The 16,686-nt window shown below is 55.3% G+C and carries 13 protein-coding genes; 12 read left to right on the top strand and 1 reads right to left on the bottom strand.

Annotation, left to right across the window (positions count from 1 at the left end):
- Positions 1 to 267 precede the first annotated feature (267 nt).
- From hmgA to FIV00_RS21580, 12 genes are all read left to right on the top strand, one after another.
- Entirely contained in the window at positions 268 to 1,572 is a 1,305-nt protein-coding gene (gene hmgA, locus FIV00_RS21635) for a homogentisate 1,2-dioxygenase (RefSeq protein ID WP_247649432.1), read from the top strand.
- On the top strand, positions 1,569 to 2,456 hold the full coding sequence (locus FIV00_RS21630; RefSeq protein ID WP_152502701.1) for an MBL fold metallo-hydrolase: 888 nt from the start codon (positions 1,569 to 1,571) through the stop codon (positions 2,454 to 2,456). Before hmgA ends, FIV00_RS21630 begins: the two co-directional genes overlap by 4 nt.
- Positions 2,453 to 3,469, top strand: coding sequence for a fumarylacetoacetate hydrolase family protein (locus tag FIV00_RS21625; protein WP_152502700.1), 1,017 nt, complete (start codon positions 2,453 to 2,455; stop codon positions 3,467 to 3,469). Before FIV00_RS21630 ends, FIV00_RS21625 begins: the two co-directional genes overlap by 4 nt.
- Positions 3,470 to 3,541: 72 nt before the next feature.
- Positions 3,542 to 4,501 carry an MBL fold metallo-hydrolase gene (locus FIV00_RS21620; RefSeq protein WP_152502699.1) on the top strand — a complete coding sequence of 320 codons (960 nt, stop codon included), beginning with the start codon at positions 3,542 to 3,544 and terminating at the stop codon, positions 4,499 to 4,501.
- A gap of 87 nt (positions 4,502 to 4,588) precedes the next feature.
- Positions 4,589 to 5,143 carry a hypothetical protein gene (locus FIV00_RS21615; protein ID WP_152502698.1) on the top strand — a complete coding sequence of 185 codons (555 nt, stop codon included), beginning with the start codon at positions 4,589 to 4,591 and terminating at the stop codon, positions 5,141 to 5,143.
- 109 nt (positions 5,144 to 5,252) lie between these two features.
- A complete protein-coding gene (locus FIV00_RS21610) occupies positions 5,253 to 6,872 on the top strand; it encodes an FAD-dependent oxidoreductase (RefSeq protein WP_152502697.1) in 1,620 nt (539 codons plus the stop codon).
- The gene (locus FIV00_RS21605; RefSeq protein WP_152502696.1) at positions 6,869 to 7,075 is read left to right on the top strand and encodes a DUF2783 domain-containing protein; all 207 of its coding nucleotides are present in this window, start codon (positions 6,869 to 6,871) and stop codon (positions 7,073 to 7,075) included. Before FIV00_RS21610 ends, FIV00_RS21605 begins: the two co-directional genes overlap by 4 nt.
- Positions 7,076 to 7,366: 291 nt before the next feature.
- Positions 7,367 to 9,811 (top strand): methyl-accepting chemotaxis protein, encoded by a 2,445-nt coding sequence (locus tag FIV00_RS21600; RefSeq protein ID WP_152502695.1) that lies wholly within the window; start codon positions 7,367 to 7,369, stop codon positions 9,809 to 9,811.
- 191 nt (positions 9,812 to 10,002) lie between these two features.
- Entirely contained in the window at positions 10,003 to 10,917 is a 915-nt protein-coding gene (locus FIV00_RS21595) for a metal ABC transporter substrate-binding protein (protein ID WP_152502694.1), read from the top strand.
- Positions 10,918 to 11,035: 118 nt separating this feature from the next.
- Positions 11,036 to 11,938, top strand: a complete 903-nt coding sequence (locus FIV00_RS21590; RefSeq protein WP_274706375.1) for a manganese/iron ABC transporter ATP-binding protein — start codon at positions 11,036 to 11,038, stop codon at positions 11,936 to 11,938.
- On the top strand, positions 11,935 to 12,867 hold the full coding sequence (locus FIV00_RS21585; RefSeq protein WP_305773824.1) for a metal ABC transporter permease: 933 nt from the start codon (positions 11,935 to 11,937) through the stop codon (positions 12,865 to 12,867). Before FIV00_RS21590 ends, FIV00_RS21585 begins: the two co-directional genes overlap by 4 nt.
- On the top strand, positions 12,867 to 13,727 hold the full coding sequence (locus FIV00_RS21580) for a metal ABC transporter permease (RefSeq protein ID WP_152502693.1): 861 nt from the start codon (positions 12,867 to 12,869) through the stop codon (positions 13,725 to 13,727). Before FIV00_RS21585 ends, FIV00_RS21580 begins: the two co-directional genes overlap by 1 nt.
- A gap of 118 nt (positions 13,728 to 13,845) precedes the next feature.
- Here the strand turns inward: FIV00_RS21580 and FIV00_RS21575 are convergent, their stop codons facing one another.
- On the bottom strand, positions 13,846 to 16,428 hold the full coding sequence (locus FIV00_RS21575) for a molybdopterin-dependent oxidoreductase (protein ID WP_209006656.1): 2,583 nt from the start codon (positions 16,426 to 16,428) through the stop codon (positions 13,846 to 13,848).
- Positions 16,429 to 16,686: the final 258 nt, after the last annotated feature.

The raw sequence follows: 16,686 nt of genomic DNA, 5'->3' as shown, positions 1-16,686 counted from the left end.
AGAATGAATCTTTGCCGTCTGGGTAATTGCCTTGTGCGTCAGTGGAGCAGCTTGTGCAAACCGCGAAAAGCGAAAGCAGAACAGGCACTTGGTTTGGCAAATCGAGCTTCGTCGCGCGTAAGTGTCCGATCCAGCTTGACGCCGCATAGGTGAAAAGTTACATCTGTAACTAAATTAAATCTGAACCGGGAGGTCATCATGGATCAGAGAACAGACAGTTCGACCGGGTCCCGGAGCGCCGGACACAATTCTTCGGATCTGGGTTACATGCCTGGCTTTGGCAACGACTTCGAAACGGAAGCTTTGCCCGGGTCTTTGCCGCAGGGCATGAACAGTCCTCAAAAGTGCGCCTATGGTCTTTACGGTGAGCAATTGTCCGGCACTGCCTTCACAGCGCCAAGCCACCAGAACGAGCGCACCTGGTGTTACCGGATCAGGCCTTCGGTCAAACATACCAGCCGGTTCCGAAAGATAGACCTGCCTTACTGGAAAAGCGCTCCGAACGTCCTTGAGGATGTGATTTCGCTGGGACAGTACCGCTGGGACCCGGTGCCGCATACCGATGAGGACCTGACCTGGCTGACCGGCATGCGAACCATGACGACCGCGGGCGACGTGAATACCCAAGTCGGTATGGCAAGCCACATCTATCTGGTCACCCGGTCGATGGAAAATGCCTATTTCTTTTCCGCCGACAGCGAGCTGCTGGTTGTTCCCCAGGAAGGTATATTGCGCTTTGCAACCGAACTCGGTGTCATTGAGCTTGCACCTAAGGAAATTGCGATCCTGCCGCGTGGTCTCGTCTACCGGGTTGAGGTTTTGGAGGGACCGGCTCGCGGCTTTGTGTGTGAGAATTACGGTCAGAAGTTCGAGTTGCCGGGCAGGGGACCTATCGGCGCCAATTGCATGGCCAATCGCCGAGATTTCAAGACCCCCGTCGCCAGCTTTGAGGACAAGGAAGTGCCTTCGACGGTCACGGTAAAATGGTGCGGGCAGTTTCACGAGACCAGGATCGGGCATTCACCGCTCGATGTCGTGGCCTGGCACGGCAACTACGCGCCTTGCAAATATGACCTTCGAAATTATTGCCCGATCGGATCCATTCTGTTCGACCATCCGGATCCGTCGATCTTTACCGTGCTGACAGCTCCGTCGGGAGTGCCAGGCACCGCCAATATAGACTTTGTACTGTTCCGTGAGCGCTGGATGGTGATGGAGGATACGTTCCGCCCGCCCTGGTACCACAAGAACATCATGTCCGAGTTGATGGGCAACATATACGGCCAATATGACGCCAAACCTCAGGGTTTCGTGCCCGGCGGCATGAGCCTTCACAACATGATGCTGCCGCATGGGCCCGACAACAATGCATTTGAAGGAGCTTCAAATGCAGATTTGAAGCCTGAGAAGCTCGACAATACCATGTCCTTCATGTTTGAGACCCGTTTCCCTCAGCATCTGACCGAATTCGCCGGCAAGGAAGCGCCATTGCAGGACGATTATATCGACTGTTGGGAAACGCTTGAGAAGAAGTTCGACGGTACGCCAGAAGGAACCTGGAACGCAGAATGAGCGGAACGAAACTGCCTGAACTTCAGGATCGCCTGGTCATTCTGGGGTCCAAGGGCGGCCCGGCAATACGATCGGGTGGGCCTTCGCCAACCAGCTCCCTGCTCGAGATTGGCGGTCGTCGCTGCGTCGTCGACTGCGGGCTTGGCGTAACACGAGGGCTTGTGGAAGCCGGTGTTGTTCTGAAGCAGCTCGATCTCGTTTTCATAACTCACATGCACTCAGATCATGTGCTTGAACTTGGCCCATTGCTGCATACCGCGTGGACGACGGGTCTTTCCAGTACCGTGAAGGTCTATGGTCCTGTCGATCTCATGGAGTACTGGGACGGTTTCCTGGCGTCGATGCGCTATGATATCGATCTCAGAATTGAGGATGAAGGCCGCCCGGATTTGCGCGAACTCGTGGAAATTCATCTCCTGAAAGAAGGAGAGGTCACGCTGGAAGATGGAACTCTCAACGTCAAGGCCTTCAAGGTGGATCATCCTCCGGTCGACGATTGCTTTGCCGTGCGGTTCGAGACGGAAGACTGGTCTGTCGTTTTCTCTGCCGACACCACTTATTTTCCCCCTTTGGCTGAATTTGCGAAGGGGTGCGACCTGCTGGTCCACGAAGCGATGCTGGCGCGGGGGGTAGACAGGATCGTTGAAATCACAGGGAATGGAGACAGATTGCGCCAGCACTTGCTGGCAAGCCACACTATGGCCCCTGATGTTGCAAAAGTTGCCGAAGAGGCAGGCGCTGGAAAACTGGTTTTGAACCACCTCATCCCGGCGGATTTGCCGGGCTTTGAACATGCGGAATGGATCGAGGCAACCAAGACCTTTTCGGGGGAAACCATCGTTGGCTATGACGGTCTGACGATCACAAGGAAACAAAGTCAATGAAGCTGGCAACGCTGAAGGACGGCACTCGGGACGGCAAACTGGTCGTCGTGAATGAAAGGCTCACCTATTGTACGGAGGCGGCCAATATTGCACCCACGTTGCAGGCCGCGCTTGATGACTGGGGCAAGGTCGCGCCGAAGCTTGCATTGCTCGCTGAAAGCCTGTCCCACGAAGCCGTTCCTATGCTTCGCTTCCATGAACATAACGCGCTGTCGCCACTCCCGCGCGCCTATCAGTGGGCGGACGGGTCGGCCTATGTCAACCATGTCGAACTGGTGCGCCGCGCACGAGGCGCAAAGATGCCGGAAACCTTCTGGACGGATCCGCTCATGTACCAGGGTGGATCGGACACATTTGTCGCGCCGCGTGACCCGATCAGGATGCGGGACGAGGCCTGGGGCATTGACATGGAAGGTGAGATCGCAGTTGTCACCGGCGATGTTCCCATGGGCGCCAGTGCCGAAGAGGCCCGCAACGCAATTCTGCTTGTCCTGCTGGTCAATGACGTGTCGTTGCGGGGCCTGATCCCTGCGGAACTTGCGAAGGGCTTTGGCTTCTTTCAGTCAAAACCATCCTCGGCCTTCTCGCCGGTTGCTGTGACGCCTGACGAACTTGGCGATGCCTGGAAAGGCGGGAAACTTCATCTGCCCTTGCATGTTGATCTCAATGGCGAGCCTTTCGGCCGCGCCAATGCCGGCATCGACATGACATTCGAATTCGGCGAACTCATTGCGCACGCGGCAAAGACACGAGACTTGTGCGCGGGAACCGTCATTGGGTCAGGAACGGTCTCCAACAAATTGGAAGGCGGTCCGGGCAAACCGGTTGCGCAAGGCGGAGCCGGTTATTCGTGCATCGCTGAAATCCGCATGATTGAAACAATCGAGACCGGGAGTGCCAAAACACCCTTTCTGAAGTCGGGTGACACGGTGCGTATCGAGATGCCTGACGAGGAAGGACACTCTATTTTTGGTGCTATTGAGCAGACCGTCGACGTGTCGGATGAAGCCTAGCCTTTCTTTTTTTTGTTCGGTTGATCAAAGACAAATTGAAACAGACTGCCGGGGTGCAGATTGGGAGATGAGATGAGCAAGCAATTCGCATCCGCCGGAGACATGGCAGAAAAACAAATCTCGTTCACCGAGATTGGCCGGGATCTCTGGGCCTTTACCGCTGAAGGTGACCCGAATACCGGCGTTATCATCGGCGATGACAGTGTCATGATCATCGAGGCGCAGGCGACCCCTGAACTCGCCAACAAGGTGATCGAGAAGGTGCGCTCCGTAACCGACAAACCGATCAGTCATCTTGTGTTGACCCACTATCACGCCGTGCGTGTGCTGGGGGCTGCCGCCTATCAGGCGCCGACCGTGATCATGAGCCAGAAGGCTCGTTCGATGGTTGTGGAACGCGGCGCGGAAGACCGAGAATCTGAGTTCATGCGCTTCCCGCGTCTGTTCATGGGCTATGACAACGTCAGTGATATTCCGCCCCTGACCTGGCCGACGACCACCTTCAACGACCGCATGACCGTCTATCTTGGCAAACGCCGGGTTGATCTTCGCTTCCTTGGTCGCGCCCATACGGCGGGGGACATCGTTATTCATGTACCGGACGAGAACGTCATGTTCACCGGTGACATCGTCGAATACCACTCTGCGTGTTACTGCGGTGACGGCCATTTCAACGACTGGCCGACGACGCTTCAGGCCATCCGTTCCTTTGATGTGGAAGCCATTGCACCTGGCCGCGGCGATGCGCTGGTCGGCAAGGAGATGGTCGGCAAGGCGTTGACCAACACCGCCGATTTCGTGTCCTCGACCTTTAGGCCTGTGGCCCGGATCGCTCAAGGGGGCGGTTCGCTGAAGGACGCCTGGGACGCCTGCCGTGCCGAATGTGATCCGAAGTTCAAGGACTACGCAATCTACGAACACTGCCTGCCGTTCAACGTCGCCCGGGCCTATGACGAAGCGCTCGGCATCGACACACCGCGCATCTGGACGGCCGAACGGGACGCGAAGATGTGGGCGGATCTGCAAGGGTGAAAGGCAACAGTTTGATCGAAAGCCCATCATAGGGACATAATTTCATGCAGCTTCAGGTTGAGGATGATTTTCTAGATAGGATTTGCCATGAAGTTAGGTTGCAAGTTTTTGTCGTCAGCATTCGTCACTTGGGCGTGTGCTTTTGGACCTGCTCTGGCATGTCCGCAACCTGTTTCGGGTGAATACGATAAGCCTTCTCTTGAAGATGCCTTGGGATTTGTTGCGAACGTTGTAGCTTACGAACTTCAAATAACTGAAGAGTCCGTGTGTCAAAAAACGACATACGATATTCAGGAGGTTTTGATTGGCGAATATGAGGGGTTGCTTACGTCAGAAGTTTGCTATGCCAACGATGAGGACTTCCAAGGAGAAAAGGGTGTCGAAGGCCAGATCGAGGAGATGTCGGGCTACGATCGAATGATCGGTAACTATCCTGGGGCTCTCGTTCCGAAGATAGTGTTCCAGACACAATACCGGCCTGCGATAACCTCTTGCTGGCCTGTATATCAGCTTGACATCGGCGAGTTGCCTGAAGAGAAGCGTCACAGCCTCATATCTGAGTACAGAGAAGAATTAAAAGAAAGTCTTGTGAGTGAAGCAACGGCCGGTCAGGCGATGCAAAACACACAAGCAAATCAATGATCATGCGGTCAGGCTTGCCTGGGAAATTCCTGACGAGTTCTTTCTGGATTTCGACCGGCATCCGATTGCCGCCAAGTTTTTATGAGGTCAGGAGCCGGGAGGACAACCTGTGACCAAATTGTTCGAGGTGCCGCTCTATCCCTATAAATGGAGCGACGATCAGGACGCCGACGCACCCGTGCGCCATCCGGTTGTCATCATCGGCGCTGGACCGGTCGGGCTCGCCATGGCGATCGACCTGGCCCAGTCCGGCATTCCTGTCATTGTGCTCGATGACAACGAACGTGTCAGCGTCGGTTCGCGGGCAATCTGCTTTTCCAAACGCTCTCTGGAGATCTTTGACCGGCTCGGCTGTGGTGACGAGATGGTGTCGAAGGGTGTCGTCTGGAATACCGGAAAGGTGTTTTTCAATGACCGGCAGGTTTACGAATTCGATCTGTTGCCCGAGGCCGGACACAAGCGACCCGCTTTCATCAATCTGCAGCAGTATTATTGCGAGCTCTATCTGGTTGAGCGCATCCGGGCGCTTCAGGCTGAAGGAAAACCGGTCGAGATCCGTGGTGGGAACCGGGTTGCGAACCTGCATCCTGAAGAAGACCACACCCTCGTCACCATCGAAACACATGAAGGCGCCTATAACATTGAGGCAGAATGGCTGATCGCCTGTGACGGCGCTGGCTCGCCTGCCAGGCATATGCTTGATCTTGATTTTGTCGGCAGGGTCTTTGAGGACAACTTCCTGATTGCCGATGTGGTTATGAAGGCGGATTTCCCGACCGAACGCTGGTTCTGGTTTGATCCTCCGTTCAACAAGGACCAGTCGGCTCTGCTGCACAAGCAGCCTGACGGCGTTTGGCGCATTGACCTTCAACTTGGGTGGGAAGTCGACAAGGACGAGGAAAAGAAGCCTGAAAATGTCGTGCCAAGGCTGCGGCAGATGCTTGGACCGGACGTTGAGTTCGATCTGGAGTGGGTATCCATCTACACATTCCAGTGTCGGCGAATGGAGAAATTCAGGCATGGCCGCGTCATCTTCGCCGGCGACAGCGCACATCAGGTTTCACCATTCGGTGCACGGGGTGCAAATTCCGGTTTTCAGGATATCGACAATCTGGCTTGGAAGCTCAAACTTGTTCTTGAGGACAAGGCTCCGGAAACGTTGCTGGACAGCTATCGTTTCGAACGGGAACTGGCCGCAGATGAAAACATCCTTCAAAGCTCGCGCTCAACGGAATTCATAACACCCAAGTCGGAAATGAGCCGGATATTCAGGGACGCTGTTCTGGATCTTTCCGAACACCATTCCTTTGCCCGGCCACTGGTGAACTCGGGCCGTCTGTCCGTGCCGGCCGTCTATGATGGCTCGCCTTTGAACGGCGAAGACCAGGTTGACCTTCCCGTGCGCACGAGGCCTGGCAGTCCCGCCATTGATGCACCAATGGGTGATGCCTGGCTGGTGGACAGTCTCGGAGACCGTTTTGTTCTGCTCGGTATTGGAGTGGATGTACCTGAAACGAGCGATATCCTGGGTGTACAGATTGCAGGCAAGAGCTTGTCCCGAGCTGAAATCGGCCCCGAAATCAAAGAGCGCTACCTGGGAGATCTTGAGGCTGCTGTCTACCTGTTTCGACCTGATCAGCACGTTGCAGCAAGATGGCGTGACTTCGATGCGGATAGACTGGCCTTTGCGCTCAAAAACGCGGTCGGCAAAGGAGAGCGAAGCTCATGAGCAAGCAAGAAATTGGCCCCAATCTGGAAGCGCCGGACGACTTTTATGCCGATCTCTTGTCGGCCCATGAAGGCCTGACAAAACAGGAAAGCGACGCCCTGAATGCGCGTCTTATCTTGTTGTTGGCAAACCATATTGGCGAACGCGCAACTTTGAAGGAACTATTGGACGCCGCACATCTGAAAGAGGTTGTTGGCGGATGAAAAAGTTCCTCGCAAGCATTCAATTTGTGAAAAAAGTATAGAATCGGTCCTAGGATAACTACATAATAGTAAGCGTTCAGAGGTCGTTTTTGAGCTCTTGTGCACTTTTCAAGATGAGCATCATTTAATTTAGGCAAAAAAGATCGAGTGATTTTTTGCCTCTATCCTGTTGTTGATAATAGAACTTTCGCCTTCGATTTAATTCACCAGCCGAATGGTGTTTCGGTGGCCCAATCTCTTCACCAATTGTTTATCTGCCCCGCCTTCTATGAAAGAAAGTGCGGGGTTCACATGTCCAAGTTACTTACACCATTAAAGAATGCACGCTTCTCGGCCAAGGTTGGGGGCGGTTTTGTCACGATGATACTTGTTGCGGCAGCGGTAGGTGCTGTTGGAACTGTTGCAATTCTTGGATTGCGGGCTCAATCGGATGTCAGCGCCAAGGCCACGGCGGCTATGGCAAATCTACAGCAAGTTGCGCAGGCGCAAGAAGCCTATCTGGCCGACAGCAACCCGGATCTGGCACAATCAGCGAGTGCCCGTATTGAGCAGCTGGAACAGGCGTTGGTCTCTTTGGACAACGTCTCCGATAGCGGAGCGGGCGGTGAGGCGACCGATGAGGCCATAGCTCTGGTCGGACAGTTGAGCGGCGAGTTCTCCGGATTTGTAGCCGCGGTCGACAGCCGGCAGGCTCAGGTGGACAATCTGTTGAAGTCCGCGGTTCGGTTGGAGACACTTTCCGTTCAGATCACTGATCAGATGAACAAGATACAAAGGGATGCCGGAAGCGCTGCAAAGAAGGCGACCGGCACCCGGAACCGGGCCGACAAGGTTGGCCGCATGCTCTCCGATATGGAGGATACGAGCTCCGAATTGTCGGTGCTGATTGCCGAAGCCGGAGAGAGTTCAGAATTGCCAGGTGAACTGTCGGCTGGTCTTTCCGAGGGCGTTGCCTCTGTTGCCAAGTGGGCCAAAAAAGCCGCCAAGCTAAAGGTGGAAGGTCTGGACGCTGAAAAGATGAAAGGCCTTTCAGCGCTTGCCGTTGGTCTGAAAGATAAGTTGCCGAAGGTCGAGGGGGAGGGCGCTCAGGTCGCACCGGTGTCAGCTGATTTGGCCGCTGAAATTGTTGCCGGGCTTCACAGCATTCATGATCAGGCGTCTGCGTTGCGTAAGGTCGTTTACGCAGCGAGCGACGACGCCAAGAAGATTGCCGGAAAAGCGTCGTCCAAGCTTGGTATCGTCGATCTTGTGAACGTCAACGCCATCAAGTTCCAGCGGGCGGCACTGGAGATCCGCTCGGTCACAATGGAGTTTTTCGCCGGCTTTGAATCCATGGGGGCCGACGACGTCACCACGCGCATCGGTATTCTTCGCAATCTCGCGAACACGCTCAAGGCCGATAGTGCTGCCTTTCCTGAGATCACCGAAGCGGTTGCCGCTATTGAGCAGGAGGTGAACAACTATGAAGCAGAGTTTGCCAACATGGTCGCTGCCAAGGAGGCGTTCGATACCAAAAGGCTCGAGCTTGCGGCGATCTCCGACAAGGTCCGGACCGTCATCACGGGATTGACCGAAGCACAATCGGCAAGCGCTTATGCACGCGCCGACACGGCTCTTGGTCTGATTGCCGTTGCGCTGTTTGCTGCAGTGTTGGTTGGCGGATTGCTGGCCTTCGTCGTCTCGCTTGTCATTACCAAGCCGACAAGGGAGTTGACCGTCGCGATGGGGCGTCTGGCGGAAGGCGACACGGATGTGGAAATTCCCTCGACAGATCAACGCGACGAGATCGGCGACATGAGCCGAACAGTACAGGTTTTCCAGGAAAACGCTCGTGAGCGTGTCCGTCTGGAGCACGAGGCTGACGACCACAGACAGGAACAGTTTGCCCGCCAGGGGGCGGTTGAAGATCTGATCCAGGGATTCCGGGAAGAAGTTCAGGGCCTTTTGAGCGCGCTCGATGAAACCGCGGCCGGTATGAGCGGCACGGCGTCTTCGCTGGGCGGCATTGCTAAAAACAGCGCCGAACAGGCCGGGGACACTTCGCGTGTCAGCGAAGATGCTTCCATGAGCGTTGAAAACGTCGCAGGTGCCGCCGAAGAATTGTCTGCCTCGATCGCCGAGATTGGCGAACAGGTGCGCAGATCATCGGATATCGTGACACAGGCAACCGGGGCCGTTCACGAGACTAACGGCAAGGTGCAGGGTCTCGCGGAAGCCGCGTCCAAGATTGGAGAGGTGGTCAACCTTATTCAGGCCATCGCTGAACAGACAAACCTGCTGGCATTGAATGCCACCATTGAAGCTGCGCGTGCCGGCGAGGCCGGCAAGGGCTTTGCAGTTGTTGCAGCCGAGGTCAAGGAACTGGCGAACCAGACCTCAAAAGCAACGGAGGAAATTTCTTCGCAGATCCAGACCATCCAGGACTCCACCACTGATGCGGTTGCCGCGATTGGTGAGATCTCCGACACCATGGAAGAGGTCAACGGTTATACGCAAGGCATCTCAACTGCGGTTTCCCAACAGGGCTCTGCCACGAACGAGATTTCGGGAAATGTTCAGCGCGCTGCACAAAGCACGATGGCAGTGAAATCCAACATGGACCGGTTGGCAAAAGCAGTGGTTGAAACCAAGGATGCTTCCGGCAATGTGCTTGCAGCTTCGGATGACTTGAGCAATCGCAGTCTTGCTCTGAAGCAGGGGATCGAAACGTTCCTGGACAAGGTTTCAGCCGCCTGAGGCACTAACGCAGGATGCATTTTTGACATGTGAAAACCGCCGGTCCTTGGATCGGCGGTTTTGCTTTGGTGGGGCCTGAATTCAGTTCAGAAGGGTTTTTAATATTGCAACTCATTCGCAACTAGCTTGACAGTTGCGAATGAGTTGCAATATCACTTGCAAGAAGGTACTTTTCTGTTTGGGAGTTTTGAATGACTGGTAACAAACGCTTTTCACTGACAGCTGCCGTGCTGGCGACGGCGCTGGCCTCATTGTCATCTACAGCTGCCTGGGCTGACGACAAGATGAAGGTCGTGACAACCTTTACGGTTCTTGCAGACATTGCGCAAAATGTTGCTGGAGACGCGGCTGAAGTGGTTTCCATCACCAAGCCGGGCGCGGAGATCCATGGATATCAGCCGACGCCACAGGATATCGTCCGGGCTTCTGACGCTGACCTGATCCTGTGGAATGGCATGAACCTCGAACTCTGGTTCAAGCAGTTTCTGGGCAATCTGGGAGATATTCCATCAGCAACCCTGACAGATGGCATCGACCCGATTTCGATCCGCTCGGGCTCATATGAGGGCAAGCCAAACCCCCATGCATGGATGGGTCTCGACAACGCATTGATCTATATCGACAACATCGTCGATGCGTTCTCCGCCCAGGATCCTGACAATGCCGCCGTTTATCAGAAAAACGCCGACACATATAAAGAGCAGTTGCGTGCGACGATTGAACCGCTTCGCGATGCTGTTGCGGAAATACCGGAAGAACAACGCTGGCTCGTAACCTGCGAAGGCGCTTTCAGCTACCTTGCCCGCGATTTCGGCATGAAGGAGCTTTATCTTTGGCCGATGAACGCTGATCAGGTGGGAACTCCGCAGCAGGTACGTGCAGTCATTGATGGCGTGCGCGAAAACGAAATTCCGGTTGTTTTCTGTGAAAGCACAGTCAGCACCGCACCTGCGGAACAGGTTGCCCGGGAAACCGGTGCTGCCTATGGAGGTGTTCTTTATGTGGACTCTCTCAGTGAGGCCGGTGGACCGGTACCGACATACCTTGACCTTCTCAAGGTAACTGCCGGGACAGTCGCGGACGGATTGAAGTCGGCGGCAAACTGAGACCTGGCCTGCTGCGTAAAAACTGCAATTGCGGTCAAGAGTTGGCCGCAATTGTGATCGTTTCAATAGTGTTCTTTAATGGCTTTTCGTGATGCTTCAAATCCTCAAGGACCCGGACATGGACATGACCGCTCAGGCAGCCGGTGATGGCATAACCGCCGAAGACGTCACGGTGACCTATCGCAACGGACATACCGCGCTTTGGAATGCCAGCTTTGAAATACCGTGTGGCACCGTAACGGCTCTCGTCGGCGTGAATGGGGCGGGCAAGTCCACTCTGTTCAAGGCCATTATGGGATTCGTGCCGGCCGCAAAGGGACGGATCCGGATCCTCGGTCAACCGGTGCAGGATGCCTTGCGCCGGAACCAGGTGGCTTATGTGCCGCAATCTGAGGAAGTCGACTGGTCGTTTCCGGTACTTGTTGAAGATGTCGTGATGATGGGGCGCTATGGTCACATGGGCTTCCTGAGGCGACCGAAACAGGCAGACCGTGACGCCGTCGACCTGGCGCTGCAACGGGTCAACATGCAGGAATTCCGTCATCGCCAGATTGGCGAACTGTCTGGAGGACAGCGCAAGAGGGTGTTTCTTGCCAGAGCGCTGGCGCAGGACGGTCAGGTGATCCTTCTCGACGAGCCTTTCACCGGCGTCGACGTCAAGACCGAGGAGCAAATCATCGCGCTTTTGAAGGAACTGCGCGATGAGGGCAGGGTCATGCTCGTTTCCACTCACAATCTGGGTTCAGTTCCGGAGTTTTGTGACAGAACGGTTTTGGTGAAGGGCACTGTACTGGCCTATGGACCGACTGACACCACGTTCACCCGTGACAATCTGGAACTCGCCTTCGGCGGAGTGCTGCGTCATTTCACGATTTCCGACGAGACGCTTCACACCGATGGCGATCAACGCAAAGTGACCATCCTGACAGACGACGAACGGCCTTTCGTTCAATACGGCGATCAGGTGCAGACGACCAAGAAGGCACCGGAGCAAACCGGCCGAGAAGAGGCGTCTGGATGATGGAAGTGCTCCTGGAGCCATTCAGCTACAACTACATGACGAATGCCATGTGGGTTTCCGCACTGGTTGGCGGTGTCTGTGCGTTTCTATCCGCCTACTTGATGCTGAAAGGCTGGTCGCTCATCGGGGATGCTCTTGCGCACTCCGTCGTGCCGGGTGTCGCAGGTGCCTATATTCTGGGTTTGCCATTCGCGCTCGGTGCGTTTCTGGCCGGTGGTCTTGCGGCAAGTGCCATGCTGTTCCTGTCCGAACGGTCGGGACTGAAAGTCGATGTCATTATTGGATTGATATTCACGTCCTTCTTCGGGCTGGGACTGTTTGTCGTCTCGATCTATCCGACTTCCGTCTCCATCCAGACCATCACAATGGGCAACATCCTCGCCATCACGCCGGAAGACACGGTGCAGCTGGCGATCATCGGCTTCGTTTCATTGGCTATCCTGCTGACGAAATGGAAGGACCTGATGGTGACCTTCTTCGATGAGAACCACGCCCGGACCATCGGTCTTCGACCTGGCGTACTGAAGGCGGTTTTCTTTGTGCTGCTGTCGGCATCCGTTGTCGCCGCAATGCAAACCGTGGGGGCTTTTCTCGTCATTGCCATGGTTGTGACACCAGGTGCCACCGCCTACCTGCTCTGCGACCGCTTTCCGCGATTGATCGCACTGTCAGTCGTCATCGGAGCGTCGACGAGTTTTGTCGGCGCTTATGTCAGCTACTTTCTGGATGGCGCGACGGGCGGCATTATCGTCACGTTGCAAACGCTGATTTTCCTGGCCGCGTTCATGTTCGCTCCCAAGCACGGATTGCTGGCGGCAAAACGCAAGGCCGCTCAAGCATTGTTGAAGGGACCGCCCGAAGACTTGGAAACTCTGGATGATGCAGGGAATAGCCTGCACCGTTCCAAGAATGTAGAAGGAGTTGTCTGATGGATCTGGAGACACTTCTTCTGCCATTTCGGTTCCCGTTCATGCAGAACGCATTTCTGATCTGCGTAGTTGTTTCCGTTCCCACAGCGCTCCTGTCCTGTTTTCTGGTCATGAAGGGTTGGGCCTTGATGGGAGATGCGGTCAGTCACGCGATCCTGCCAGGCATTGTGGTTGCCTATATTGTCGGACTTCCGCTTTTGATCGGTGCTTTTGCAGCTGGAATGATCTGTGCTCTTGCGACCGGATACCTGGCAGGCAACAGCCGGGTAAAGCAGGACACCGTCATGGGTGTCGTGTTTTCCGGAATGTTCGGCCTCGGGATCGTGCTCTATGTTTCCGTAGAAACCAATGCCCATCTCGACCATATCCTTTTCGGCAATATGCTGGGGGTCGGGCGGGAGGATCTTCTGACGGCCGGTATCATTGCCGTTCTCGTCGGCGCAGCGCTCATATTGAAGTGGAAGGACCTGGTGCTGCACAGCTTCGATGCAGCCCAGGCACAGGCCTCCGGATTGCCTGTAAACCTCTTGCACTACGGATTGCTGGTAGCCTTGTCTCTCACGATTGTCGCAACATTATCCGCTGCCGGTTTGATCCTTGCCATCGGCCTGTTGATTGCGCCGGGCGCAATCGCTTTCTTGCTGGTGCGAACATTCGGTACCATGCTCTGGGTTGCCGTTGGTGTGTGCATGGCATCCATGCTCGCCGGCACCTATGCGAGCTTCTTCCTTGATAGCGCTCCGGCTCCGACAATCATCCTGATCCTGACAGCGCTGTTCGTGCTTGCCTTCATTCGCCGCATACTGCTGACCCGGAAGATGTCGCAGAAGCGCATGGAAGTTCCTGTTGCGGCGGAGTGATTGACCTTTTCCTGACCTGATTTACCCGGGTTTGAGGAAACCCTCGTGTGGGTGAAGCGGAAAACGGTAACGAGGGCGAGGTTTTGGCCTCGCCCTCTCTGTTTTTGACGCAATCAGATCAGTCGGGTTTTGCGTACTGATCGAGGAACTCAAGAATGAGCGCTCCTTCCTCTTCGGTGACGCCGGCATTCACGAACATGCTTTCAGTTATGCCTCGCCACTGATTTTTGGTGTGTGACGCCGGATCCTGCGGCACGTGGCACAAGGTGCAATACTCGTAAAAGAGCTTTTCACCCGGCTCCATATTCGCGGTGAAGGTTTCCTGAAGATTGTCCGCACGTTCCAGCCCGAAGCCCGATGTATCCAGAGAGACCACGTCAATCGTGGTCTTGGGAGGCTCATAAGCCTGGTTTGGACCATCAACGTCCGTAGCCTTGCGCATCTTGGCGATACATGTGTTGGCCGTTGTTGCCTGACTCAAGCCGCTTGAGGCCCTGCTGGACGTGAGAATGTTGATCGCGCCGGAATTGCAGCGCCCCTTGCTGTCGAAGGACAGCCAGGCTCCTTCATAGAGCGACGCGACACCACGCATGATGTTGTCGGAAACACGGGCACCGGCAATCAACGCACCACGCTCGTTGTGAAGCTCAACGAGGTCACCATCCTCGATGCCACGCTCGGCTGCATCTTCCGAATTGATCAGCAGGAATTCCCGATCCTGGACATTCAGTTCATGCCTCAGATCGGATTGTGCGAATTGCGAGTGGATCCGGTTAAAGGGGTGTGGACTGACGACGTGAATATCGTCGGGTTCACTGTTGCCCAAGTACTCGTCCGGCTCCAGCCACATCGGCATCGGCGGGCAATCGGGAATATTCATCTTGGCGATTGTCTCGCTGTAGATTTCGACCTTTCCGGAAGGTGTTCTGAGCGGATTGGCATCCGGGTCTTCGCGGAACTTGCCATGGCGAACCCACTCGAATTCTTCCTGTGGCTGAGGTACGCGGGCGACCCCGGTGGTCCAGAATTCCTCGAAATCCATGTGATCCGCCGCTGTGGACTTTTCATAGGACTCTTGAATGATATCCATGCGTTCCATGTTGTTGGTGAAGGGGCCCTCCACACCGAATTTTTCCGCCAGGCGCCGGAAGATCTCAAAATCGTCCAGAGATTCCCCGACAGGATCTATGAGCTTGCGCATGGCATAGACTTTGTCCTTGGAATAAGTGCCACCGGAGCTGATTTCATCTCGTTCAACATGCGATGTTGCCGGAAGGACGATATCGGAGAACCGGGCGGCCGCAGTCCACCAGGGGTCCTGACAGACAACCGTTTTTACCTTCTCCATTGCCCGCAGCAGTTCATTGGTGTCTTGCTGGTGAGACGCGAAATTGTTGCCGGAATTGTAGATGAGATGAACATCCGGGAACTTGAATGTGCTGCCATTTCGGGTGAACTCCTTGCCTGGATTGAGCAACATCTCGTTCAGCCGTGACGCAGGGCAGATGCCGATGACGCGGTTGCGCCCCTGAGGAAGGCCGCCCGGAACACGCGCTTGGGCGAACAGGGCGCCGCCCTGGCCCCAGTGCCAACTGAACCCGACGCCACCACCCGGCAGGCCGATCTGGCCGGTCATTGCCGCAAAGGCGGTTATCGCCCAATACGGCATTTCACCGTGTTGTGCGCGCTGGATGGCCCAGGACCCGGCGAACTGGGTTCTGGTAGTGGCACACCGATCGGCGAGGGCGCGGATCTGTTCGGCATCGATGCCTGTGATTGCAGCGGCCCATTCTGGCGTTTTGGGAAGGCCGTCCGTCTTGCCGGTCAGGTAGTCAATGAACTTGTCTGCACCGACCGTATATGTGTCGAGGAAAGCTTGATCGTAGCTGCCGTTGTCAAAGACGTGGTAGCTCATGGCAAGGAAAAGCGCCGTATCCGTGTTCGGAACGATCTTGATCCATTCGGCATCCAGCCATTCATCAGTGGTTGTGCGCTGCGGGTTGATCGAGATGAAGTCGACACCGGCCTCCTTGATCTGTTCCCATCTTGGATACATGGAGTGATCGGTCGTACGGCCTTCTGCACGGCCGTTTTTATGCATGTCGGTGCCAATCATCACGAAGGTCTCGCAATGCTGCAACATTTGCCACCAGGAGGTCTGGCGCGAATATACTTCCATGTCGCCCAGAACGTGCGGCATGATGATTTGTCCCGCACCGCCCGAATAGTCGCCAACGGTAACAGCCGCACCGCCGATCAGATTGAAGAAGCGGCCCTGCAAGACATTGGGTGTCAGAACGCCGCCATGAGACCAGCCGCCGTAGGAAGTTGAAAAGAGACCCTCGTTGCCGTGTTCATCGATTGTGTCGAGGATCGCACGCGCCACTAGATCAAGTGCAGTGTCCCAGTCCACACGCACGAACTCTTCACGCGCACGCAAATCCGGCCGCACATCTCCGCTTTCATAGCCTTCAAGATAAGACCGGCGGACATGTGGATATTTGACACGTGTCTGGTGATAGGTTCGGCTGACGACCCCTTCGCTGATCATTTTGGTTGGGCGTGGATCAAATTCTGTCCGTGGGATCGCCTTGATCAGTTGGCCATCCTTGATCATGCCCCAAAATGCGCCGGCCTGACCGGCATGGGGAACGAATGTCACGCCGCGGTTCGCGGCAGCATGCGCCGAGATAGGAAACATACTCACCAGAAGAGTTGAGCAAGTCGATTTCAAGAAGTTTCGACGCGATAGAGTTACAGACATCATCATCGTCCTGTTGATTTAGGAATTTGCGCCGCAAGGCAGAGACACGAAATTGGGCCCGGAACTCAATCCGGAGCTGAGGTAACGTGTTCAATTTTCATCAGAAAACCTTGGAGGCACCTCGCACAGAAGTCATGCGATGTAACTAGTTACACAAAAATTGAGCGCATCGGCATTGAGGTGTATCAATTCGCT

The sequence above is a fragment of the Labrenzia sp. THAF82 genome (assembly GCF_009363435.1).
Taxonomy (GTDB): domain Bacteria; phylum Pseudomonadota; class Alphaproteobacteria; order Rhizobiales; family Stappiaceae; genus Roseibium; species Roseibium porphyridii.
Note: the sequence above shows the minus strand (reverse complement) of the source record. Positions and strands in the feature narration are given on the sequence as shown.